Below are 24,803 nucleotides of genomic sequence, written 5' to 3'. Positions count from 1 at the left end.
CCCACCATATAATATGGCCCAGTGGCTCAGTTGGTTAGAGTGCCGGCCTGTCACGCCGGAGGTCGAGGGTTCGAGTCCCTTCTGGGTCGCCAAAAAAAATACACCAAGTAAGGTGTATTTTTTTATTGTTTTTTTCTATTCATATTTATTTTTACTCTTATATCATCACCATAAAACTTACATAAAGTAAAATTACCTAGGAGTCTAGAAGATATTCTTTCAGAGTAAGTTTTTAATAAGGCTTCTATTGAAAAATTGGTGGATATAAGCATTTTTTTTCTTTTTAATAATTTTCTATTTAATAAATTAAATAACTCCATTTTAGAAAATTCGTTTAAAGATTCTGTTCCCAAATCATCAATTATAAGAAGATCACAATTTATAAGAAGTTCCTCTAAATATTCTTCTGAATTAAATTTTATTTCTTTTAGATCTCGAATTAAATCAACAGCAGTTCTATATATTACCATATGTCCTTTGTCTAATAATTCTTTGGCAACACAGTTAGCTAAAAAACTTTTTCCTGTACCAGAATCTCCATAGAATAAGAGATTCTCATCAGAAGAAGAAAAATTTTCAATAAAGCTCCAAACAACATTCATTATTTTTTCAATGTTTTTTCTAGGACTTTCTGGTTCATTGGGATTTTTATATGGAGAAAAATATTGAAAATTAAAATTACCGAAATTATCTCTTTTTAATATATAATTTAATTCGGAATTTTTATACAAAACTTTTATAAGATTTTTCTTATAACATTCACATTTTAAAGGTCCTATAAATCCTGTATCTTTACATTTAGTACAATTATAATGTATTTCTAAAAAATCTATAGGATATCCGTTAGCAACTAAAAGTTCAGATTTTTTTATCTTTAAATCTGTAATTTTTTCTTTAGTTTCTTTTAAATACTCCTCTAAATTTTCTTTGTTTTTTAATATATTTATAGAAAGCTCTAGTGAAAGTTTAGCAATCTTTTTTTCAATATCTATTATTGTAGGTGCTTTTTTATTTATTTCATCTTTTCTTTTTACAAGAGATTCTTGTTCAAAATTACGAATATCTTCGTATATTTTTAGAACTTCTTCCTGATAACCTTTAATCATTATTATCCCATCCTAACAATTTTTTTTCTAATTTGTCAAAGTCATAGTTTCGTTGTTCATAGTTATTAAAGTTATCTAATTTAGCTTTAAAGTTACCAGATTTTTTAAAGACTTTTTTATTATCTTTTTTCTCAACATCTTCCACAGTCTTTAATCCTTCTTTATACCAACTGCTTAATATACCATCTATATATCTAAAGTCTGCTTTATTTATTCTTTGAAAACATATATCACAAGCTTTAAATATAATTTCTAAAGAAAAGCTATAGGTATATAGCCATTTAGTTAACATGTCTTCTTGCGGTTTCATTACTTCTGCATCTTTTATACCTATGTAATTTAAAATTTTTCTTATACTAGTCCATTTATCTTCATGTTTCTTTATGAAATTTTGAGCGTCTTCTACAGTTTTTATTTTAGCATCATACCATGCAATTGCAATGGTTTCAATATATCTGTAGTCAGTTTTACCTTTAGATACACAATATTGAATTAATAATAAAATAATTTCAGGTAGAAAATTATAGTCTTTAATCCATCCTATATACATAGTCATTTCTTTATTAGATAAAGGTCTTCCTATTAGTTTTTCAATATCTTGAAGCATGTCTTTAGTAGAAGTATTATTTAGTTCTTCTAAAAGATTTATTTCATTAGAAGCATTTTCAACAGAATCATCTATACTTAAAAACTCTATTGTGAAATTTCCCATATTATCTAAAGGAATCATCTTTATAATACCTTCATCATTCCAATAACACCAAGCATTTAAAACATCAGTTTCTAATAAATGTAAAGTACTTGCCATTATAGAAGAATTAACTCCAAGTTCGCCAGATACACAATATTTTAGACCTAATAAATATACCTTTACAAATTCTCCACGAGCTCTAGGCATATATTTATCAATAAAAACGTTACTAACGGGAGTATAATTCCAATTTCTATTTTTAAACACAAAAGTACTCATTTTATAACCTCCCTTATAATTAAGTACATTTTAATTAGCATCATCTAATTATAGCAAAGTATATTTACTATCTCAACTAAGCCTTTTATTAATAAAGTATTATAATTTTTATAAAATTGCATAAAATATATAAAAATGACTTTTATTTCTAAAAAATATTGTTAAAGGGGAATGATTTATGATAAAAAATAAGTTTAAGACTATATTTATATCAGTTATAGTTATGTTTACTTTTATATTTACAATACTTTCATTAAGCAATATGAGTAAACTTAATTATGAGGTCAAAAAATCTAAAGAAGTTTTACAAGAGAAAAAAATAGAAAGTTCATTAAAGGAGGGGATAATAGTTAAGTCTGATGGAAAAGAAGTAGCTATATTAGAAAAAAAGGAAGATATAAAGAAGTTACTTGATATTATAAAAGGTCAATGTATAAAAAAGTCAGGAATAAAAGACAGAGTGGAAATAAAGCTTAATAATAAGATTACTTATTATAAAGCTAATGTATCAAAAGATAAGCTAAAAGGAGTACAGCATTATGCATCTACAATAATGAATGGACATGATAATATTTGGCCTATAAGTTTTACGGTAAAAGGAAACAATACTATAAATAATAGTAAGTCAACTATATTATCAAGAGGAACTATTTCTTCACATTTTGGTGAGAGGTGGGGTAGAATGCACAATGGTATAGATATAGCTGCACCTGCTGGAACTCCTATACATTGTGTTTTCCCAGGTAAAGTAATTTTTTCTGGGTGGGAAGATGGTTATGGAAATTTTATAAAGATAGATAATGGAGATAATATGATAACTATATATGGTCATTGTAGTAAATTATTAGTAGAAAAAGATGAATACATAAAGAAAGGTAAAAAGATTGCCGAAGTTGGAAGCACAGGAAGAAGTACAGGACCACACCTTCATTTTGAAGTAAGAAAGAATGGTATACCACAGGACCCTCAAATTTATTTAAAATAAATAAAAAATATAATTTCATAAATTATCGCTTTACAAATTTAGTGCACTAAATTATAATGTGAAATATATTTAATTTGTAAAGTAATAAGAGGGGGAAGAGTAAATGAAAAAAAGATTTATATCAATATTAACATCAGTATTCGTAGTAAGTATGGTTTTAGTAGGATGTGGCAATAGTTCAAATGCTAATAAGAAAGACAAATCATTAGAAGAAATAAAGAACAAGGGAGAATTTGTAGTTGGATTAGACGACACATTTGCCCCAATGGGATTTAGGGATGAAAATGGAGAAATTGTTGGACTCGATATTGATTTAGCAAAAGAATTAGGCAAAAGGATGGGGGTAAAAGTAATATTTAAACCAGTTGAGTGGGATGGAGTAATAATGAGCTTGAATAATAAAGATATAGATGTAATCTGGAATGGATTAAGTATTACTGAAAAGAGGAAAGAACAAATAGGATTTAGTAAGCCTTATATAAATGATAAACAAGTAGTTATGGTACAAAATAATTCATCAATAAAAAACAAAAAAGATTTAGATGGAAAGATAGTAGCCATTCAAATGGGAAGCACTAGTGAAGATGCAATAAAAACAGAGCCAGATATAATGAAAACTTTTAAGCAAATAAAAAAGTATGGTAATTATGCAGAAGCATTAATGGATTTAAAAATTGGTAGAGTAGATGCTGTTGTTATAGATGAGATTGTAGGAAGATATTATGGTAATAAAAAGGGAGGAAGTTATAAGTTTCTTCAGGATAATTTTGGGCAACAAGCAATGGGAGTTGGAGTAAGAAAGGCAGATGTTTCTTTTAGGCAGGAATTGGACAAGATTTTAGATCAGATGAAAGCAGATGGAACTACGGCTAAATTGTCAGAAAAATGGTTTGGAAAAGACCTATTTATAAAATAGGAGTGATTTAAAATGTCCTATATTAATGGAACAGCTCTTTTTATATTAAAAGGGAGTATTGTAACAATAAAGTTATTTTTAGTAGTATTTATGTTAGCCGTTCCTTTAGGTGGCGTATTATCTTTAGTTAAGATATCTAAAAGCAAGATATGTAATAATGTTATTGGTATATATACTTGGATATTTAGAGGAACACCTTTGTTATTACAATTATTTTTTATATATTTTGGACTACCTGTTATAGGTATAAAATTAAGTCGTTTTACAGCAGCTTCAATAGCATTTACATTAAATTATGGTGCATATTTAACTGAAATTTTTAGAGCAGGTTTTCAGTCTGTGGATAAAGGTCAATATGAAGCTGCTAAAGCTTTAGGAATGAGTTATTATCAGATTATGAGAAGAGTAATAATACCTCAAGGAGTAAGAAGGAGCATACCTTCTACATGTAATGAGGGTATAAGTTTAGTTAAGGACACAGCTTTGGTAGCTACTATAGGTATGGAAGAAATATTAAGAGCATCTAAAGAAGTTCTTACTAGAGATTTTACTATAACTCCTTTTTTTATTTCAGCATTAATATATTTATGTTTGAATTCAATTGTAGTAATAGTATTTAAAGGTTTGGAGAAAAAATGCTCTTATTTTGAATAATGTAATTAAAGGTTAGAGTAATAGTAGAAGAATTTTTATGTAAAATTTTTCTACTATTTCCTTTTTAAGGACGATGTTATTGACAAAAAAATTTTTTAAGTATATACTTTGACTATCAAAATATTTGATAATCAAAAAATGGGGAGGAGATTATATGAGAATATCTCCTTTGCAAATTGGTGATTTAGAAGTAAAAGTTCCTATTATCCAAGGAGGAATGGGCATAGGTGTGTCACTTTCAAAACTTGCTTCTGCAGTAGCTAATGAAGGTGGAATAGGAGTTATATCAGGAGTACAGATAGGATTTAGAGAACATGATTTCAAAACCAATAGCAAAGATGCTAATATAAGAGCTTTAAAAAATGAAATAAGAACAGCAAGAAAATTAAGTCCTAATGGTGTTATAGGTTTAAATCTAATGGTAGCCATGAACAACTATGAGGAAATGGTAACTGCTGCTGTTGATTCAGGAATAGATGTAATAATATCAGGTGCCGGATTACCAACAAGCTTACCTAAACTCATAAAGGGTAGTAATACTAAAATAGCACCTATAGTTTCATCAGGAAAAGCTGCTAAGATTATGTGCAAAATATGGTATGAAAAACACTCCTATATTCCGGATTTTATTGTGGTAGAAGGACCGGAAGCAGGAGGACATCTTGGATTTCATTTAGAGGAGCTTTTAGATACTAAAAAACCTAGTTTAGAAGAAATAGTAAAAGATGTAATAGAAGTAGTGAAACAATATGAAGATATAAGTAGAAAGAAAATACCTGTAATAGCAGCAGGAGGAATATACACGGGAGAAGATATAGGTAAATTTTTAAAACTAGGAGCTTCCGGTGTTCAAATGGGAACAAGATTTATATGTACAGAAGAATGTGATGCAGATATAAATTATAAAAGAGCATTTATAAATGCTACTAAAGAAGATATTAATATAATAAAGAGTCCAGTTGGATTGCCTGGAAGAGCTATAAAAAATAAATTTATTGAGAAAGTACAAAAAGATAGAGAAACTGTTGATAGATGTTTTAATTGTTTAAAAAAATGTAATCCTAATGATACAATTTATTGCATATCAAAAGCTTTAATTAATGCAGCAGAGGGAAATATAGAAGAAGGATTGATTTTTACTGGAAGCAATGGATATAGAATGAAAGAAATTATTACTGTAAGAGAACTTATGAAGGAGCTTGTTAGAGAAGTGATGGAATATGAGTAAATCAATTCATGTTTTAAATGAATTATTAGTGGATATATTTAATGACATACTTATTATAGAACAAAATGCTCTCCAATCAGGAGAGTTTAAAGATTTATCTGTGACAGAAATTCATACTATAGATGCAATAGGAATGTATAATAAAAGAACTATGTCTGAAGTAGCCACAGATTTAAAAATTACTGTAGGTACTTTAAGTACAGCAATTAATCATTTAGTGAGAAAAGAATATGTAGAAAGAAGTAGATCAGAAGAAGATAGAAGAATTGTGTATATTAGTCTCACTAAAAAAGGTAAATTAGCATATAGAATTCATAAAAAATTTCATTCAGATATGGTAAAAGAAACTATATCGGGTTTAACAGAAGATGAGGAAGAAGTTCTTATAAGTTCTTTGGAGAAGTTAAATGAATTTTTTAAAAGTAAGTATGATTTAAAAGATTAAAAAAGGAGACTTAATGAATGAAAGAAGTACAGATTATAGCCACTGGAAGCTATGTACCTGATAGGGTAGTTACTAATGATGAATTATCTACTGTTATAGACACAAATGATGAATGGATAAGATCTAGAACAGGAATATTAGAAAGAAGAGTAACCAATGGAGAAAATACTTCTAGTATAGGGGCTAAAGCTGCTCTAAAGGCTATAGAAAGTTGTTTTATAAAGCCAGAAGATTTAGATTTAATTATAGTAGCAACTGCTACGCCGGATTGTTATACACCTTCAACGGCTTGTATTATTCAAGATAAAATAGGTGCAGTTAATGCTACTTGTTTTGATATATCAGCAGCTTGTTCTGGTTTTATATATGGATTAAATATAGCCTATCAGTTTATTAAAAACGGAGCTAAAAAGAATGCTTTAGTTATAGGAGCAGAAACTTTATCTAAAATATTAAACTGGAATGATAGAAGTACTTGTGTATTATTTGGAGATGGTGCTGGAGCTGCTATTTTGAGCTCTTCAGAAAAAAAGGGATTAATTAATATATATACCGCTTCAAATGGCAAGGGAGCAAATCTTTTAAAATGTGATGCAGCTCCTTTAGATATAAATAACAAATCATTAAAAGAGAAAATATATCAATGTGGAAATGAATATATAGAAAAAAGTGAATATTTAACAATGGAAGGGCGAGAAATATTTAAATTCGCAGTAAAAGTTATAGAAGATACTATAGAAAATCTTCTTAATGAATCTAAACTAACTATAGAACAAATCAAGTATATAGTTCCCCATCAAGCAAATTTAAGAATAATAGAGCATATGATAAAAAAGCTAAAAGTTGATAAAGAAAAATTTTATGTAAATTTACAGCACTACGGTAATACTTCTGGTGCTAGTATACCTATAGCTTTGGATGAAATGAATAAACAAGGCTTATTAAAAAAGGGAGATAAAATACTTATGGTTGGTTTTGGTGGAGGGCTTACTTGGGGAGGAACTATAGTAGAATGGACAACATAATCATAGGATAACTAAATTTAATTTTTGGAGGTATGAAAATGGTATTTGAAAAAATAAAGAACATAATAGGAGAACAATTAACTATTGATGTAGAAACTTTAACAATGGAGACATCTTTTGAAGAATTAGGAGTAGATTCATTGGACCTTTTTCAGATAGTAATAGAGATAGAAGAAGAATTTGATATTCAAATAGAAGATGCAGAAACAATAAAGACAGTAGGAGATGCGGTTAAATTTGTAAAGGATAGAATTGCTGAGTAGGAGGATAACTATGAAGAATAATATATTGTGCAATATGATAGGGATACAATATCCAATTATTCAAGGAGCTATGGCTTGGATTGCAGACAGTTCATTAGCTGCTGCAGTATCCAATGCTGGTGGTCTTGGCATTATAGCTTCAGGAAATGCTCCAGTGGAAGTAGTAAGAGAAGAGATAAGGAAAGCAAAAAAATTAACAGATAAGCCTTTTGGTGTAAATATAATGCTTTTAAGTTCTAATGCTGAAGAGGTTGCTAAACTTGTTTGTGAAGAAGGTGTAAAAGTAGTTACTACAGGAGCAGGAAGTCCAGGAAAGTATATAAGCATGTGGAAAGAACATGGGGTAAAAGTAATTCCTGTAGTAGCATCTGTAGCTTTAGCAAAAAGAATGGAAAAGGCAGGAGTAGATGCCGTAATAGCAGAAGGATGTGAATCAGGAGGACATGTAGGAGAGCTTACTACTATGGCTTTAGTTCCACAGGTTGTTGATGCAGTAAATATACCTGTTATTGCTGCTGGTGGAATAGGAGATAAAAGAGGAGTAGCGGCATCTTTTATGTTAGGAGCTTCAGGAGTTCAGGTGGGAACTAGATTCCTAGTAGCAAAAGAGTGTACAGTACATCAAAATTATAAGAATAAAGTTATAAATGCAAAAGACATAGATACTGTAGTAACAGGAAGAAGTACAGGGCATCCTGTAAGGGTTCTTAGAAATAGACTATCAAGGCAATTTCAGCTACTTGAAAAGGAAGATACGTCAATGGAACAGTTTGATGAACTTGGAAAAGGAGCACTAGTGAAAGCTGTTAAAGAAGGAGATACAGATAATGGATCTGTAATGGCAGGACAGATAGCAGGACTTATTTTAAAGGAAGAATCTTGCAAGGAAATAATAGAAGAAATGTTTGATTTAGAAGGCTTATTAAATAATATAGATTTTTCATAGGTTTTAAAATATCAGGATTGGAGAAGAATTATGGAGGAAATAAGGAAGATAGCATTTCTTTTTCCAGGTCAAGGCGCTCAGTATGTGGGAATGGGAAAAGAATTATATGATAATTTTTCAGAATGTAGAAATATATTTGATGAGTCAGATAAAGCACTTGAGTTTAGTATAAGTAATTTGTGTTTTAAGGGACCTGAAGAGGAGTTAACCAAGACAGAAGTAACTCAACCAGCTATTTTAACTACTAGTATTGGAGCACTTAGAATACTAGAGAATGAAGGAATACAACCTGATTTAGTGGCAGGGCTAAGCCTTGGAGAATATTCAGCACTTGTATGTAGTAAAAGATTAAATTTTATAGATGCAGTTAAACTTGTACAAAAGAGGGGAAAATATATGCAAGAGGCTGTTCCAGAAGGAATTGGAGGTATGGCAGCAGTAATAGGACTTAAGGAAGAGGATATTTATGATGTGTGTAAAGAAGCCTCAAAAGTTGGCATAGTTGAACCAGCTAATTTTAATTGTCCTGGACAGATTGTAATAGCTGGAGAAATAGAAGCATTAAAACGTGCCTGCGAAATTTCTAAAGAAAAAGGAGCTACAAAAGCAGTTATGCTTAATGTAAGTGGTCCATTTCATAGTTCTATGTTAGTTAAAGCTGCAGAAAGACTAGAAAAAGAATTAAATACTATAACTTTTTCAAAATCTAATATTCCTTTACTAACTAATATAACAGGAGATTATTTGGATGAGTTTAATATAAAGGAAACTTTAAAAAAGCAAGTAATGAGTACCGTAAGATGGCAACAAACAATAAATACTATGATGAAAGATGGAGTAACTACTTTTGTAGAAATAGGGCCGGGAAAAATATTAAGTGCATTTGTAAGGAAAGTTAATAGAAAAGTAGAAGTTTATAATATAGAAGATATTAAGTCACTAGAGAAAGCATTAATTGGATTAAAAAAATAATATTTTAGGTGGAGTGGATAATTAGTATGTGCAATAAAATATTACAAGGAAAGACGGCTGTAGTTACAGGTGGAAGCAGAGGAATAGGAAGAGCTATAGCATTAAAGCTTGCAGAAATTGGTGCAAACATAGTAGTAAATTATAGAAATAGTGCTAATGTAGTTGAAGATATAATAAAAGAAATAGAATCTAGAGGAGTAAAAGCTATTGCGGTTCAAGGGGATGTTAGTAATTTTAAGGATGCAGAAAAAATAATTAAAGCTGCAGTAGAAGAATTTGGATCCTTAGACATATTAGTAAATAATGCTGGAATTACAGCAGATGGGCTTTTAATGAGAATGAAAGAGGAAGACTTTGATAAAGTAATACAAGTTAATTTAAAAGGAGCATTTAATTGTATAAGGCATGCTTCATCTATAATGCTTAAACAAAGATATGGGAAAATAATAAATATATCTTCAGTAATAGGTATTACAGGTAATGCAGGTCAGGCAAATTATGCAGCTGCTAAGGCAGGAATTATAGGACTTACAAAGTCAGCAGCAAAGGAATTAGCTTCAAGAGGAATAAATGTGAATGCAGTAGCTCCAGGATTTATAGAAACAGATATGACAGACTCACTTTCAGAGAAAGTAAAGGAAGGGGCATTGGCTAATATTCCTTTAAAGAGATTTGGAAAGGCTGAAGATGTGGCGGAAGTTGTAGCATTCTTATCTTCAGATAATTCTTCTTATATTACAGGTCAAGTTTTAAATGTAGACGGAGGAATGGTTATTTAATTATTTAAAGAAAGGTTGGTATGAAAAGTGAAAAGAAAAGTAGTTGTTACAGGTATGGGTGCTATAACTCCTGTAGGAAATAATGTAGAAACTTTTTGGAACAGCTTAAAAAACGGAGTTTGTGGTATAGATTTTATTAAAGCATTTGATATAGAAAACTTTAAAGCTAAACTTGCTGCAGAAGTTAAAGGCTTCAATCCAGAAGACACAATAGACAAAAGAGAAGCAAAGAGAATGGATAGATTCTGTCAATTTGCTGTAGCAGCAGCAGCTGAAGCAATTGAAGATGCAAATATAGATTTAGAAAAAATAGAAAAAGAAAAATTTGGAGTAGTTGTAGGGTCAGGAATAGGTGGAATAGGAACTATTGAAAAACAACAGCAAACTCTTTTAGAAAAAGGTCCTAATAGAGTACATCCATTGTTTATTCCAATGATAATAAGCAATATGGCAGCTGGAAATATAGCAATAAAATTTGGAGCTAAAGGAATATGTACTACAGTAGTAACGGCTTGTTCTACAGGAACAAATTGTATAGGAGAAGCTTATAGAATGATACAAAATGGATCAGCTGATATTATAATAGCGGGAGGAAGTGAAGCTTCAATTACGCCTCTTTCTATAGCAGGATTTATATCAATTACTGCCCTTAGTAAAAGTACAGATCCTAAAAGAGCATCCATTCCTTTCGATAAAGAAAGAAATGGATTTGTTATGGGAGAAGGAGCAGGAATAGTTATACTTGAATCATTAGAGCATGCTAAAGCTAGAAATGCTAAAATATATGCAGAAGTAGTAGGATATGGAGCAACCTGCGATGCTTATCATATAACATCTCCAGCACCGGAAGGGGAAGGTGCTGCAAGAGCTATGAAGATTGCCATAGAAGAAGCAGATATAAATCCATCAGATGTTTCTTATATAAATGCACATGGAACAGGAACAGAACCTAATGATAAATTTGAAACAGCGGCAATAAAGACTGTATTTGGTGATTATGCTAAAGAAATACCTATAAGTTCAACAAAGTCAATGACCGGTCATCTTTTAGGAGCAGCAGGAGCAGTAGAGGCTGTTGCATCAATTAAAGCCATGGAAGATAACTTCATTCCTCCTACTATTGGATATAAAGTAGCAGATGAGGAATGTGATTTAGATTATGTACCTAATGAAGGTAGGGAAAAAGAATTGAATTATGTTATGTCCAATTCTCTAGGATTTGGTGGACATAATGCAGTAATTCTATTAAAAAAATGGAGTGAATAGATATGGATTTTAAAGGCATTGCTGAATTAATAAAAGTAATGAGTGATTCGAAGATTACAGACTTAGAAATTGAAGAAAACGGTGTATCTATAAAGATGAAAAAAGATACAGAGAAAATATATTTGGAAAGTTTTCAGGATAAAAAAGAAATTATAAGTTCACAAAATGGTAGTATAGAAGAAGTTAAGATTAATAAAGAAGATATTGCTAGTGAAAGTTTAGATGAGAATTCAGAAGCAAATGATGTAAATGTGACTATGGTGAATTCACCTATAGTTGGAACATTTTATGGATCACCAGCACCAGATAAAGAATCTTTTGTAAAAGTTGGAACTAAGATAAAAAAAGGAGATACTTTATGTATCATAGAAGCTATGAAATTAATGAATGAGATAGAAAGTGATGTTGATGGAGAAATAGTAGATATATTAGTTAGAGATGGGGATATGGTAGAATATGGCCAGCCGTTATTTAAAATTAAACCTTAAAGTTTATATGTTAAAATATTATTAATGAAGGTGAGTTAATGGAAAAAGAATTGAATATAAAGGATATAATGAAGATAATACCACATAGATATCCGTTTTTATTAGTAGATAAAATAGTACAATTAGAGCCAGGAAAAAAAGCTATTGGATATAAAAATGTGACTATGAATGAATATTTTTTTCAAGGACATTTCCCTAAGGAACCTGTAATGCCAGGTGTGTTGATAATAGAAGCATTAGCACAGGTAGGAGCAGTAGCAGTTTTAAGCCTTGAGCAGTTTAAGGATAAAATAGCATACTTCGCAGGAATTAATAAAGCAAGATTTAGAAGGAAAGTAGTTCCTGGAGATGTACTAAAATTAGAAATTGAACTAATAAAGTTGAAAGGATCAGCAGGAATAGCTAGTGCTGTAGCTACTGTAAATGGAGAAAAAGCAGCAGAAGCAGAAATAATGGTTATGATAGGGTGATAGGATGTTTAAAAAAATATTAATTGCAAATAGAGGAGAAATTGCAGTTAGAATAGTTAGAGCTTGTAGGGAAATGGGCATAGAAACAGTAGCTGTATATTCTACTGTTGATAAAGATTCTTTACATGTTGAAATGGCGGATGAATCAGTGTGTATAGGGCCTCCTTCCCCTAAAGATAGTTATTTAAATATAAAAAATATATTAAGTGCTACAGTACTCACAGGAGCGGAGGCTATTCATCCAGGTTTTGGATTTCTTTCAGAGAATAGCAAGTTTGCTGAAATGTGTAGAGAGTGTAATATAACTTTTATAGGACCAGATGCTGATATTATAGATAAAATGGGAAATAAGTCTAATGCAAGAGCTATGATGATGGAAGCAGGAGTACCAGTTATACCAGGATCTAAGAAGCCTATATTAAGTGATGAAGAAGCGTTAGAAAATGCTAAAAAAATAGGATATCCTGTAATGATTAAAGCTTCCGCAGGGGGCGGAGGTAGAGGAATTAGAATAGTAAGAACAGAAAATGAACTTCTTGTATCTTTACAAAAAGCTAGGATAGAAGCTAAAGCTTCCTTTGGTGATGATACTATGTACATGGAAAAGTATCTTGAAAACCCAAGACATGTGGAAATTCAGATATTAGCTGACAATTACGGAAATGTGGTTTATTTAGGAGAAAGAGATTGCTCCATTCAAAGGAGAAACCAGAAAGTACTAGAGGAAGCTCCTTGTCCTATAATGACGGAACAGTTAAGAGAAAAGATGGGGGAAGCAGCTATTAAGGCAGCTAAATATGTAGGATACAAAAATGCAGGAACCATAGAATTTTTACTCGACAAAAACAATAATTTTTATTTCATGGAAATGAATACAAGAATTCAGGTTGAGCACCCAATAACAGAATTAGTTACAGGGATAGATTTAATAAAGGAACAAATAAGGATTGCATCAGGAGAAAAATTAAACATTTCTCAAAAGGATATAGAAATCAAAGGGCATGCTATAGAATGTAGAATAAATGCAGAGGATGCTGAAAAAGATTTTAGACCTTCACCAGGAAAAGTAAAAGGATTGTTTATGCCTGGAGGACCAGGAGTTAGGGTTGATACTTTTCTTTATGATGGATATATAATACCACCAAATTATGATTCTATGATAGCAAAACTTATTGTGTATGGAAATGATAGAGAAGAAGCTATAAACAAAATGCGAAGAGCACTAGGGGAGTTCTTGGTAGGTGGAATTAAAACTAATATTGATTACCAGTTTAAAATTATAAATAATGTGGATTTTATAAATGCAAATTATGATACAGGTTTTATAGGCAGAAACCATAAATAGGAGATGATTTAGGTGTTTAAAGGGCTTTTTAAAAAAACTAAATATATTACCGTTAGTTCCCAAAGCTTAAATGCCATGAAAAATAATAAAGAAGAATTGCAAAAGCCAAATATTCCAGATGGAATGTGGATTAAATGTAAGAAATGTGGGCAGATAATTTACACAAAAGATTTGGAAGAAAACTTGAGAGTTTGTGGTTTCTGTAAGTGCCATCTTAGGGTATCAGCTTATGATAGAGTAAAGCAAATAATAGATGAGGGAACTTGGGAGGAAATAAACTCGAATATTTCTACTTTAAATCCTTTGTCATTTGAAGGATATGAGGAAAAAATTGAAGAATTAAAAGATAGTACAGGTTTAAATGAAGCTGTGGTTACAGGTATAGGGCAAATAAAAGGAGAAAAATCAGTACTTTGTGTTATGGATAGCAGCTTTCTCATGGGAAGTATGGGATCAGTAGTTGGAGAGAAAATAACCAGAGCAGTAGAGAAAGCTATAGAAGAAGAAGTACCATTAATAATATTTACCGCTTCCGGCGGAGCTAGAATGCAAGAAGGAATGTATTCATTAATGCAAATGGCAAAAGTCAGTGCTGCATTGTCAAGATTAAATGAAAAAGGATTATTATATATATCTGTGCTGACAGATCCAACAACAGGTGGAGTTACGGCTAGTTTTGCAATGCTTGGAGATATAATATTAGCAGAGCCAGGTGCCCTTATAGGATTTGCGGGGAAGAGAGTTATAGAGCAAACAATAAAGCAAAAGTTACCAGAAGGATTTCAAAGTGCGGAATTTTTATTAAAACATGGTTTTATAGATAAAATAGTCAAAAGAAAAGAGTTAAAAGATACATTAGGGATAATATTAAAGATTCATAATAAAAATTGTTTGCAAGAAGATATAATTTGCAACAATAAACTTGAAAATAAAGAAGAGGCAGAAAAAAGCAATAATAATTTAAGTCCTTGGGAGAAACTTAATGTAGTAAGAAAAATAGATAGGCCTACTTCTCTAGATTATATAAATAAAATATTTCATTCGTTTATTGAATTCCATGGAGATAGATACTTTGGTGATGATAGCTGCATAATTGGAGGGATAGCTTTTTTAAATGGTATTCCAATAACAGTTGTAGCACAACAAAAGGGTAGAGATTTAAAAGAGAATTTAAAAAGAAATTTTGGAATGCCTAATCCAGAGGGGTATAGAAAAGCTTTAAGACTTATGAAACAAGCTGAAAAGTTTAAGAGACCAGTAATATGTTTTGTTGATACGCCAGGAGCTTATTGCGGCATAGGAGCAGAAGAAAGAGGGCAAGGTGAAGCTATTGCAAGAAACTTAATAGAAATGTCAGCACTTAAAACTCCTATTATATCTATAGTTATAGGAGAAGGTGGAAGTGGAGGAGCTTTAGCTTTGGCTGTTGCTGATAATGTTTGGATGTTAGAGAATTCTATATACTCTGTTCTATCAGCTGAAGGTTTTGCTAGTATATTGTGGAAGGATGCTTCTAGAGCCGAAGAAGCAGCAAAAGTAATGAAAATAACTGCTCAAGACTTAAAAAGCTTTGGAATAATTGATAAGATATTAGATGAACCGTTAAATGATGCTAGTAGAAATCCAGATAAGATGGCTATTACTATAAAAGAAGATTTAGTAAAAACCTTATATGAATTAAATAAATTATCTGTAGATAAGTTATTAGATAATAGATATAATAAATTTAGAAACATGGGTGTTTTTTTCAATAGTTAACAGGAAATCCTGTTAACTATTTTATATTATTTAGTTATTATTTTATGGAATTTTGGTGATAAATATGAACGAAAGAAAATTAAGAATATTTTATGAAGTTGCTATTAAATTAAATATGACTGAAGTGGCTGAGAGTTTATATATAAGTCAACCAGCTGTAAGTCAGGCTATACAGGAATTGGAAAAGGAATTAAATGTAAGATTATTTGATAGAATAAGTAAAAAATTATATTTAACTTATGAAGGAGAAATTTTCTTAAATTATGTTAGAAGAATCATAAATATATATGATGAAGGAATTAGAAAGATAAGTGATATTAACAATTCATCTGAAGGAAAGATAAAAATTGGAGCAAGCACTACAATAGGAATATATGTGTTACCAGATATAATTGGTAAGTTTATGAACAAGTATAAAAAAGTAGATATATCAATAGTCATAGAGAATACTAAAATTATATCAAATATGATTTTAGAAAATAAAATAGACTTTGCTTTTGTTGAAGGGCCTATATATGAAGAAGATATAATTGTAAAGGATTTTTGCCAAGATGAATTAATAATGATAGCTTCTAATGACCATGAATGGAGCAAATTAGATAGCATACCTATAGATAAAATTAATGAGAGTAAAATTATAATGAGAGAAGTCGGCAGTGGAACAAGAGAAGTGTTTGAAAACATATTAAATTTAAGGGGCATAACTTATGAAGTTGCCTTTGAATTAGGAAACACAGAAGCTATTAAAAAGGCTGTAGAAGCAGGTCTTGGAGTAGCTTGTATTTCAAAAAGATGTGTAAAAAATGAAATCTTAGATGGACGATTATGTTCTATAAAATTAGTTGATGAACATATTAAAAGGAAATTTAGTTTGATTTATCATAGAGATAAATTTATGGCTAGACTTTTTAAAAATTTTATAGATTTTGCTAAAAAAGAAGTAGAAGATAAATAAAAGAGTTTTGTTCTTAATAAGTGGTAAAATTCTTTTATTTATCTTAATCTACTTTAATTTTAAAGACTATTATAAATTAAGCATTAGTTGTTGGAGGAGTAAAAGTTCTTTGGGCAAGCTCTGTATCTAGCATATATATACTAGCAGAATCATTTCCGATTCTTTCTAGTTTTCTTATTAAAGTAGAAAAAGTATTTTCTTCTTCTACTTGCTCATCTATAAACCATTTTAAAAAACTCATAGTAGCATGATCTCTTTCTTCAGTAGCCATATCAGCTAAATTATATATTCTTCTAGTAACTTTTTGTTCATGTTCATAAGCGATTTTAAATACATCGAGAATGGATTCATATTCATTTTCAGGACATTCTATAGCACCGATTTTTACTCTTCCACCCATTTGGTTTACATAATCAAAAAATTTCATTGCATGAAATCTTTCCTCTTGTACTTGAACTTTGAAGAAATTAGCAAAACCGTCTAAATCCAATGATGAACAATAAGCTTGCATAGCTAAGTATATGTTTTCGGAGTACATTTCATAATTTATCTGGTCGTTAATTGCACTATTTAGGCTTTCACTTAACATAGTTTATTTCACCTCATTCATATGTTTTTTTATTACATTTTACCATAAATTATATATATTTCAATTAAAATATAATATTTTATTTGTGAACAAATTGCTAATATAATTTTGTTATGGTAGTAATTTATTTAAATCTATGGTTCCAGCACCTTGTGCCCATTTTGGTATATCTAACATTTTACAAGAAACTTTTAAAAGAGAGCATATATCTTTAAAGCTTAAATTAGGATTATTTTCATATAGAAGTGCACATATTCCACTTACATAGGCAGCTGCACAAGAAGTACCAGTAAAGCAAGCATAAGGGGTTTCTAAAGTGTGAGGATATATTTTAATGCCGTTTTTTTCAGATATATAATTTGCGTTCGAATTTAAAGAACAAATATCTACGCAAGCAGCGGATAAGTCAGGTTTATCTTTTTTATTTACAGGACCACAAGAAGAATTTATATATGGTTTTATACAAGGAGAAGTTGTATCTAAGCCTCCTACAGTTATGCAGTTATCTAAAATTGAAATTCCTCTCATAGAACATTCATAATTTCCATTGTGACCTGATGGGACTATAATTATAATTCCTTTACTTACAGCTTTTTTAAATAGTTGTGAAAAAAGAGATAGAGTAAAATCATTATTGTCTGTTATTTCCCATGGAAGGCATATGATTCGTATATTAAATTCATCTTTATCAGCTATTAATTTTTCAATAGAATATAGCAAATCAGATATATATCCTCTTCCTAAATTATTAAAGGCTTTTATTGAATAGATGTTACTATTTTCTGCGATACCTTTATGCAATCCCTTAGAAAGGTAACCACTACCGCATATTAAGCCACTAATGAATGTACCATGACCATTATCATCATAAGGATATCTATAATCGTTTATTAGATCAACAAATCTCTTTATTTTATTACTAGGATTAAGTAAATCAGCGTGAGGATATACCCCACTGTCCACTAGTCCTATACATATTCCTCTACCAGTAAGCCGATATCTTTCTTGAACAGGTACACTATTAGCAGATAATATACTTTTTCCACATAAAAAGGCAAATGAATCAAAAGTTATATAATCTATGTTAGGATATTCTAAAAGCCTATCTATTACCTTTGGAGAGGCCATAGCGCATATACAATTTACAGAAGAAATAGTTCTTAGTATTTTTCCACCAAAACTTTTTATTTTATTTTCAGCTTTTTCTTGTAATGTTTTACAGTGAATAAGAATTCTTATATTTTTATAGGATTTTGTTTTAACAATCTTTTTTAGGTTTGGGTCTAGTTTGCTTTTAAGTATAAACATTTATTACCTCGTATAATTAATTCCATTATATATTATAATCATAAGCAAGTAAAAATGTGATAAAAATGTTAAAATCGGAAAAATTATACATGAATTCATGGTAATTATTTCAAAATTTTAGTATAATATACTTATAAGATTTTTTATATATGAAAAAACATAAAATTAATATTAATTTATAATAATTTATAAGGAGAGAAATATGAATTATATTATTGGTGTAGATGGAGGATGAACAAAGACGGAGGCTATAGCCTATACACTTGAAGGGGAAGAATTATACAAAAACTGTAAGTAATTTGGAAATTTAGTAGTAAATAAAGAAAAAGCATTATGTAACATAATAAGTGCTATAGACGAATGTATAAAAGCTATAGGGAACAATTATGTATATATATATTTAGGACTTGCAGGAGTAGAATCGGGAAGTAATAAACAAATACATTGAAGAATAAATTTAGCACTATAGTAAAAGCTGTAAACGATGCAGATATAGCTTTAGCTTCAATACTAAAAGGAGAAGATGGAATATTAACAATATCAGGAACTGGCTCTATAAGTTATGGAATATATAATAATAATGTTGCAAGATCTGGAGGGTGGGGACATATTTTAGGGGATGAAGACAGTGGATATTATATTGCTATAGAGGCTTTTAAAAGAATAGTTAAAGAAAGAGAATTAGGAATTAAAGAAAGTGAGCTTAGTAGACATATTTTAAAAAAATTAAACATATGGAATAATGAAGAAATTAAGGATTTTATATATTCCAGTTCAAAAGGGGATATAGCTGCAGTAGCTCCTATAGTAATAGAGGAAGCAAATAATGATAACAAAATAGCTTTCCAAATAGTGAACAATTCAGCACAAGCCTTAGCCTCTATAACTTACAACGTATACAAAAAGTTATGTATAAAAAATAATGTAAAAATAGGAATCAAAGGAAGCATTCTTGTGAAATCACAATTAATGAATAAGCTATTTAAAGAATGTGCGAAAACATATATAGATGACTTTATAATAATTGAGGATGAGGTATCTTCTGCAAAGGGAGCCTATTATCTTGCGATTAAAGAATTAAACAATAAGGTCATATAAGAAAGGTGATTTTATGAGCAAATATGTGGTAGGAGTTATGTCAGGTACGTCTTTAGATGGAATAGATGTAGCATTAGTTAAGATAGATGGATATGGACAAAATTCTAAGGTTCGGCTTATAAAATACATAAAAGAGGATATGCCTAAGGATGTAAAAAAAGAAATAATGAATTGTTGTGATATTAACAAATCTAATGTTAGGGACATATGTAGTTTGAATTTTAAATTAGGGTATATTTTTGCAGATGCTATAAAAAAATTATGCAAGGAAATTGATTTTCCTATAGAAAAAGTAGATTTAATAGGATGCCATGGTCAGACTATATACCATTTAGCTAATGATAATGAAAAGTATATTAGGTCAACTTTGCAAATAGGGGAACCCGCTGTAATAGCATATCAGACTAAGACTAAAGTAGTTTCTAATTTTAGAACCATGGATATGGCAGCAGGTGGGCAAGGAGCTCCATTGGTACCTTATACAGAATATTTAATTTATAGAAATAGCAAAAGTAGATTGCTTCAGAATATAGGAGGTATAGGGAATGTTACTGTTATTCCGGGAAATTGTACAATAGAAGATGTGTATGCTTTTGATACAGGACCTGGAACTATGATTATAGATGAAGCTGTTAAACAATTGAAAGGTATGCCTTATGATAGAAATGGAGACATAGCATTTAAAGGCAAGATAAATGTTGATTTATTAAAAGAACTTATGAATATGGATTATGTAAAGAAGTTACCTCCTAAAACTACAGGTAGAGAAATGTTTGGAGAAGAGTTTACGTATAATCTTATAAAGAAATGGTCACATATAAGTGATGAGAATTTTATATGTACTATTACAGCTTTTACAGCGAATTCAATAAGTGAAGGCTATAAAAAGTTTATATTTCCTAATGTAAAAATAGAAGAAATAATAATTGGAGGGGGAGGAAGCTATAATAATACACTAGTAGGTATGTTAAAAAGGCTTTTACCAGATTATAAAATAATGATACAAGAGGATTTAGGATATTCATCAGATGCAAAAGAAGCCATAGCTTTTGCTATATTAGCTAATGAAACAATAAATAATAATTATGGAAACATTACAAAAGCTACGGGAGCTAAAGAAAGAGTTATATTGGGGAACATAACTCTAGTTAAGTAAGTTTTTAATAAAAGTAGGAGGGGTTGTATGTTTAATTTAAAGAAAATTTGTGCAATAACTATAACAACAGTTATGATTATTTCTGTATTAGCAGGTTGTGGTGAAAAAATGACTTCTACTTCTGAGGGTAAAGATGGAAAAAAAGATGTAGTGAAAGTGTGGACTTTTCCAATAGAAAAAAGATATCAAGAAACTTTTAAAGAATTGAAGTCTGATTTTGAAAGCAAAAATAAGGATGTTGTAATAGAAGTAGAAGAACTTTCTTGGTCAGAAGGTATGAAAAAATTTGATACTGCAATAAATGCAGGAACACCACCAGATATAATGTTTGTATCACCATCAGCAAAGTATGTACAAACTGGACTAGCGGTTGACATTGAAAAATATATTCATAAGGATACCTTAACAGATTACTATTCTAATATATTAGATTATATGAGAGTAGAAGGAAAACTTTATGGACTTCCGTTATACATGGAGCCACATACTATTGGAGGAAATAAAAAGTTATTAGAAGAATCAGGAATTGATTGGAAGAAGATTCAAAAGGAAGGATGGACATGGGATGAGTTTAAGCAATTAGCTAAAAAAGGGACAAAGAAAAATGCTGATGGGAAACAACAATATGGCTTTGTTTTCCATGGAGCAGGAGGGGCTTCTATGTCATCAGAACTGCTTGAGCATATGCTTATGAATAATGGATTACCCTATCCAGTAGATGAAAAAAATAATTATACTTATACAGATCCTAAATTTTTTGAAACATTAAAGTTTATAAGAAGTTTGATAGATGAAGGAATAATGCCAAAAGAGTCAAATCAGATAACTCCAGCAAAAAGAATGGATTATTTATATTCAGAACAAGCTATGATGGTTGGTAAGTCTATGGCCTACTACGAAATATTTGTTGGAGATAATAATGAAAAAGTAAAACAGGGAAAAGCACCAGCAGGGCAAAAAGAAGTAGAATTTATATTATTACCAGAGCCTCATGCAAAAGGACAAAAACCAGTTACAGCAGGAGGAGTAGATGGATATTCAATGTTTAAACAAAAAAATTATAAGGGAGATATATCACAAGAAGAACATTTAAAGAATGTAGCAAAATTACTTGTAGTATTAACATCAGGAAAAGCTGGATCATCAGCAGTAGTGTTATGTGTTCCACAGGTAACTAAATATGGAGAGACTATGTGGAATAATAAATATACTATGAAACCTGAGAATAAAGTAGTAGTAGACAGTTTATTTAAAAATTTTGTACCGCCAGTGCAATGTGATTTAAAAGCATCTAAGAAAGCAGCTAAAATTAAGGATGAAGTCATGGTACCAAAATATTCAGGATTGCTAGGTGGAGATGTAACAGCGGAACAGATGTATGAGGCAATAAAGATTAAAGCTAAAGAAGAGTTTGACAAATAGCTTGTGATATTTTCAGAATATAAATAATATATATAAAATTTAATAAATTTCATGCGTTATGTTGTTTAATGGGTTATTTATGTAAAAATGGCTTAAATATTTATTTAATGGGGTAGGTAAGGGGGATTTAAATGAGAAGAATAAAAAAGATATTTGTAGTAACCATGATTATTAGTATAATCTCATTAATATTTACTGCATGTGGAGAAACAAAAAATACTAGTACAGAAAGTGAAGATAAAAAAGATATAGTAAAAGTATGGACTTTTCCAGTAGAAAAGGATTACAAAGAGAATTTCAAAAAGATAAAGGATGACTTTGAAAATAAAAATAAAAATATAAAAATTGAAGCAGAGGAATTATCATGGCAAGAAGGAATAAAGAAGTTTGATACCGCAATAAATGCAGGTTCACCACCAGATTTAATGTTTGTAATTCCTTCAGCAAAGTATGTGCAAACAGGATTAGCTGTTAATGTGGAAGATTATATAGATAAAGATATTCTAAAAGATTATTATTCTAATGCTCTTTCATATATGAAAGTGAATAATAAATTGTACGGATTACCATTGTATATGAAACTTCATACTATAGGAGGAAATAAGAAATTATTAGAAGAATCAGGAATTAATTGGAATAAGATTCAAAAGGAAGGATGGACTTGGGATGAGTTTAAAGCATTAGCCAAAAAGGGAACAAAGAAAAATGCAGAAGGGAAGCAACAATATGGCTTTGTATTTCATGGAGCAGGTGGAGCATCTATGTCCTCAGAGTTATTAGAACATATGCTTGCTAATAATGGATTAGTGGATGCTGTGAATGAAGAGAACAAATACACATATTCAGATGAAAAGTTTTTACAAACATTAAAGTTTATAAGAAGTTTAATAGATGAAGGAATAATGCCAAAAGAGTCAAACCAAATAACTCCTCAAAAAAGAATGGAGTATTTGTACTCTCATCAAGCTATGATAATAGGAAAAGCAATGCCATATTATGAAATTACAATTGGAGATAATAATACTAAAGTCAGAGAAGGAAAAGCACCTAAGGGACAAAAGGAAGTGGATTTTGTATTGCTACCAGAACCGCATAATAAAGGGCAAAAATCAATATCTCCTGGTGGAGTAGATGGGTATACAATGTATAAACAAAAAAATTATAAGGGGAATGTATCTCAGAAAGAACATTTAAAAAATACTGCTGAGGTTTTAGTAGCATTAACATCAGGCAAGGCTGGAGAGTCAGCTGAAATTTTATGTCTTCCACAGGTTACTAAATCAGGAGATGCTATGTGGAAAGATAAATATACAATGAAACCTGAAAATAAACTAGTTGTAGATACTTTGTTTAAAAATGTGCCATCTCCAGTTCAAGCTGACCCACAAATAGCTAAAAAGGCAACTAAAATAAAAGACGAAGTTATAATACCTAAATATTCAGCTCTTCTTGGCGGAGATATTACTTCTGAAGATATGTATAAGGCTGTAAAAGATAAAGCTAAAGAATTGTTTGGAGAGAAGTGAGTTATTATTAGCTTAAGCTTAGAGTAATTGTTTAGAGGTCTATGAGCTACTATGGACAGCATAAAACTTTAAGTGAAATGGGGCTGTCACATTAAGGAATTTATATACAATATACTGTTTTACAAGTTTAAAGTTAACACGATATATTGTAGGATTTATTCTTAGTGTGACAGCCTCATATTAAAAATTAAAGGGAGTTTTGTATATGGAGAATACAACAAAATTAACCAAGAATCCAAAAAGCTTTAGAAGATTTTTATCTGATTATGGCTGGTGTTATATATTTATAGCACTTCCAGTGATACTGTTTACATGTTTTACATTATATCCATTAATAAGAGCTTTTATAATGAGCTTTCAAGAATATAATGTTTCTCACTCAACCTGGGTAGGGCTTAATAATTATAAGCAAGTTTTTAGAAGTTCCTTATTTAAAAAATCATTAATAAATACATTAATATACACATTAGGAACGGTTCCTATTAATGTACTTATATCTTTAGCTTTAGCTGTACTTATATTTCAACTAAATAAAAAATCACAAACATTCTTTAAGGCTGCATTTTATTTACCAGCAGTAACATCAGGGGTTACTATGTCTTTAGTTTGGTTATGTATGTATGATCCTATGCCAGAAGGGTTAATAAATAGGCTAATAAGTTGGTTTGGATTTACTAATGTGAATTGGTTAGGGCAAAAGAGTACAGCACTATTTTCTTTAATGTTTATGACTTATTTGGGAGGGCATGGAGCAGGTATAATACTTTATTTAGCTTCTTTAGGAGGAATACCAAAAACCATATATGAAGCGGCAGATATAGATGCGGCAAGTACTTGGTCAAAATTTAAAAATATAACATGGCCATTATTGAAACCAACTACATTATATATGTTTGTGACTGGAATAATAGGATCATTTCAAGTATTTATGAATGCATATCTTATGACAGGTGGAGGACCAGATCATGCTACTACTACAATTGCTCTCTTGATATACGACCACGCTTTTTCATATTTTGAATTTGGTGTGGCAGCAGCAGAATCTTTTGTTCTGGCGATAATTATTGTAATAATATCTGTATTACAATTTAAATACTTGGGCTCCGATGTTGAATATTAATGGAGGTGGAAAT

At 30.3% G+C, this 24,803-nt stretch carries 25 protein-coding genes and 1 tRNA gene; 22 read left to right on the top strand and 4 right to left on the bottom strand.

Annotation, left to right across the window (positions count from 1 at the left end):
- Positions 1-15: 15 nt before the first annotated feature.
- A tRNA-Asp gene (locus tag J2Z24_RS15790) sits at positions 16-92 on the top strand.
- A gap of 30 nt (positions 93-122) precedes the next feature.
- Here J2Z24_RS15790 and J2Z24_RS15785 read toward each other — a convergent pair.
- The gene (locus J2Z24_RS15785; RefSeq protein WP_035145447.1) at positions 123-1,106 is read right to left on the bottom strand and encodes an ATP-binding protein; all 984 of its coding nucleotides are present in this window, start codon (positions 1,104-1,106) and stop codon (positions 123-125) included.
- The gene (locus J2Z24_RS15780; RefSeq protein ID WP_035145448.1) at positions 1,099-2,076 is read right to left on the bottom strand and encodes a DnaD domain protein; all 978 of its coding nucleotides are present in this window, start codon (positions 2,074-2,076) and stop codon (positions 1,099-1,101) included. Before J2Z24_RS15780 ends, J2Z24_RS15785 begins: the two co-directional genes overlap by 8 nt.
- Before the next feature lie 178 nt (positions 2,077-2,254).
- Between J2Z24_RS15780 and J2Z24_RS15775 the strand changes: the two genes are divergently transcribed.
- From J2Z24_RS15775 to J2Z24_RS15700, 16 genes are all read left to right on the top strand, one after another.
- Positions 2,255-3,061 (top strand): M23 family metallopeptidase, encoded by an 807-nt coding sequence (locus J2Z24_RS15775; RefSeq protein ID WP_051593137.1) that lies wholly within the window; start codon positions 2,255-2,257, stop codon positions 3,059-3,061.
- A gap of 103 nt (positions 3,062-3,164) precedes the next feature.
- Positions 3,165-3,977, top strand: coding sequence for an amino acid ABC transporter substrate-binding protein (locus J2Z24_RS15770; protein WP_035145449.1), 813 nt, complete (start codon positions 3,165-3,167; stop codon positions 3,975-3,977).
- A 12-nt stretch (positions 3,978-3,989) separates the two neighbouring features.
- Positions 3,990-4,631: an amino acid ABC transporter permease gene (locus J2Z24_RS15765; RefSeq protein WP_035145450.1), complete on the top strand. Its 642-nt coding sequence runs from the start codon at positions 3,990-3,992 to the stop codon at positions 4,629-4,631.
- A gap of 154 nt (positions 4,632-4,785) precedes the next feature.
- Positions 4,786-5,859, top strand: a complete 1,074-nt coding sequence (locus tag J2Z24_RS15760) for an NAD(P)H-dependent flavin oxidoreductase (protein ID WP_035145452.1) — start codon at positions 4,786-4,788, stop codon at positions 5,857-5,859.
- A complete protein-coding gene (locus J2Z24_RS15755) occupies positions 5,852-6,304 on the top strand; it encodes a MarR family winged helix-turn-helix transcriptional regulator (RefSeq protein WP_035145453.1) in 453 nt (150 codons plus the stop codon). Before J2Z24_RS15760 ends, J2Z24_RS15755 begins: the two co-directional genes overlap by 8 nt.
- Before the next feature lie 17 nt (positions 6,305-6,321).
- Positions 6,322-7,329: a beta-ketoacyl-ACP synthase III gene (locus J2Z24_RS15750; RefSeq protein ID WP_035145455.1), complete on the top strand. Its 1,008-nt coding sequence runs from the start codon at positions 6,322-6,324 to the stop codon at positions 7,327-7,329.
- Between the two features lie 38 nt (positions 7,330-7,367).
- On the top strand, positions 7,368-7,592 hold the full coding sequence (gene acpP, locus J2Z24_RS15745; RefSeq protein ID WP_035145457.1) for an acyl carrier protein: 225 nt from the start codon (positions 7,368-7,370) through the stop codon (positions 7,590-7,592).
- Between the two features lie 10 nt (positions 7,593-7,602).
- Positions 7,603-8,538, top strand: coding sequence for an enoyl-[acyl-carrier-protein] reductase FabK (gene fabK / locus J2Z24_RS15740; protein ID WP_035145459.1), 936 nt, complete (start codon positions 7,603-7,605; stop codon positions 8,536-8,538).
- Between the two features lie 39 nt (positions 8,539-8,577).
- Positions 8,578-9,510 carry an ACP S-malonyltransferase gene (gene fabD / locus J2Z24_RS15735; protein WP_035145539.1) on the top strand — a complete coding sequence of 311 codons (933 nt, stop codon included), beginning with the start codon at positions 8,578-8,580 and terminating at the stop codon, positions 9,508-9,510.
- Between the two features lie 26 nt (positions 9,511-9,536).
- A complete protein-coding gene (gene fabG, locus J2Z24_RS15730; protein WP_035145461.1) occupies positions 9,537-10,289 on the top strand; it encodes a 3-oxoacyl-[acyl-carrier-protein] reductase in 753 nt (250 codons plus the stop codon).
- A gap of 27 nt (positions 10,290-10,316) precedes the next feature.
- Positions 10,317-11,555 carry a beta-ketoacyl-ACP synthase II gene (fabF, locus tag J2Z24_RS15725; protein WP_035145463.1) on the top strand — a complete coding sequence of 413 codons (1,239 nt, stop codon included), beginning with the start codon at positions 10,317-10,319 and terminating at the stop codon, positions 11,553-11,555.
- A 2-nt stretch (positions 11,556-11,557) separates the two neighbouring features.
- Positions 11,558-12,043 carry an acetyl-CoA carboxylase biotin carboxyl carrier protein gene (gene accB, locus J2Z24_RS15720; protein WP_035145464.1) on the top strand — a complete coding sequence of 162 codons (486 nt, stop codon included), beginning with the start codon at positions 11,558-11,560 and terminating at the stop codon, positions 12,041-12,043.
- Between the two features lie 38 nt (positions 12,044-12,081).
- Entirely contained in the window at positions 12,082-12,513 is a 432-nt protein-coding gene (gene fabZ, locus J2Z24_RS15715) for a 3-hydroxyacyl-ACP dehydratase FabZ (protein WP_035145465.1), read from the top strand.
- Positions 12,514-12,517: 4 nt separating this feature from the next.
- The gene (locus J2Z24_RS15710; RefSeq protein ID WP_035145466.1) at positions 12,518-13,858 is read left to right on the top strand and encodes an acetyl-CoA carboxylase biotin carboxylase subunit; all 1,341 of its coding nucleotides are present in this window, start codon (positions 12,518-12,520) and stop codon (positions 13,856-13,858) included.
- A gap of 12 nt (positions 13,859-13,870) precedes the next feature.
- Positions 13,871-15,616: an acetyl-CoA carboxylase carboxyl transferase subunit gene (locus J2Z24_RS15705; protein WP_035145469.1), complete on the top strand. Its 1,746-nt coding sequence runs from the start codon at positions 13,871-13,873 to the stop codon at positions 15,614-15,616.
- Between the two features lie 64 nt (positions 15,617-15,680).
- Complete coding sequence (locus tag J2Z24_RS15700; RefSeq protein WP_035145471.1) at positions 15,681-16,571, top strand: LysR family transcriptional regulator; 891 nt, start codon at positions 15,681-15,683, stop codon at positions 16,569-16,571.
- A 76-nt stretch (positions 16,572-16,647) separates the two neighbouring features.
- On the opposite strand, the gene J2Z24_RS15695 is transcribed toward J2Z24_RS15700, so the two are convergent.
- Together J2Z24_RS15695 and J2Z24_RS15690 are read right to left on the bottom strand one after the other, a co-directional pair.
- Positions 16,648-17,160, bottom strand: a complete 513-nt coding sequence (locus J2Z24_RS15695) for a ferritin (protein ID WP_035145472.1) — start codon at positions 17,158-17,160, stop codon at positions 16,648-16,650.
- Between the two features lie 111 nt (positions 17,161-17,271).
- Positions 17,272-18,468: a S8 family serine peptidase gene (locus J2Z24_RS15690; protein ID WP_035145473.1), complete on the bottom strand. Its 1,197-nt coding sequence runs from the start codon at positions 18,466-18,468 to the stop codon at positions 17,272-17,274.
- Positions 18,469-18,912: 444 nt separating this feature from the next.
- Here J2Z24_RS15690 and J2Z24_RS15685 point away from each other — a divergent pair, with 444 nt between their 5' ends.
- The 5 genes from J2Z24_RS15685 to J2Z24_RS15665 all read left to right on the top strand — a co-directional run bounded on the left by J2Z24_RS15685 (position 18,913) and on the right by J2Z24_RS15665 (position 24,790).
- Positions 18,913-19,566, top strand: coding sequence for a BadF/BadG/BcrA/BcrD ATPase family protein (locus J2Z24_RS15685; RefSeq protein ID WP_051593138.1), 654 nt, complete (start codon positions 18,913-18,915; stop codon positions 19,564-19,566).
- A gap of 13 nt (positions 19,567-19,579) precedes the next feature.
- Positions 19,580-20,722: an anhydro-N-acetylmuramic acid kinase AnmK gene (anmK, locus tag J2Z24_RS15680; RefSeq protein WP_035145474.1), complete on the top strand. Its 1,143-nt coding sequence runs from the start codon at positions 19,580-19,582 to the stop codon at positions 20,720-20,722.
- Positions 20,723-20,749: 27 nt separating this feature from the next.
- On the top strand, positions 20,750-22,144 hold the full coding sequence (locus tag J2Z24_RS15675; RefSeq protein ID WP_035145475.1) for an ABC transporter substrate-binding protein: 1,395 nt from the start codon (positions 20,750-20,752) through the stop codon (positions 22,142-22,144).
- Between the two features lie 131 nt (positions 22,145-22,275).
- Complete coding sequence (locus J2Z24_RS15670; protein ID WP_035145477.1) at positions 22,276-23,670, top strand: ABC transporter substrate-binding protein; 1,395 nt, start codon at positions 22,276-22,278, stop codon at positions 23,668-23,670.
- A gap of 205 nt (positions 23,671-23,875) precedes the next feature.
- The gene (locus tag J2Z24_RS15665) at positions 23,876-24,790 is read left to right on the top strand and encodes a carbohydrate ABC transporter permease (protein ID WP_035145478.1); all 915 of its coding nucleotides are present in this window, start codon (positions 23,876-23,878) and stop codon (positions 24,788-24,790) included.
- Positions 24,791-24,803 lie beyond the last annotated feature (13 nt).

The organism is Clostridium tetanomorphum (assembly GCF_017873215.1).
In the GTDB taxonomy this organism is placed as follows: domain Bacteria; phylum Bacillota; class Clostridia; order Clostridiales; family Clostridiaceae; genus Clostridium_AO; species Clostridium_AO tetanomorphum.
The sequence above is the reverse complement of the archived record's forward strand: the minus strand, read 5'-3'. Positions and strand labels throughout refer to the sequence as shown.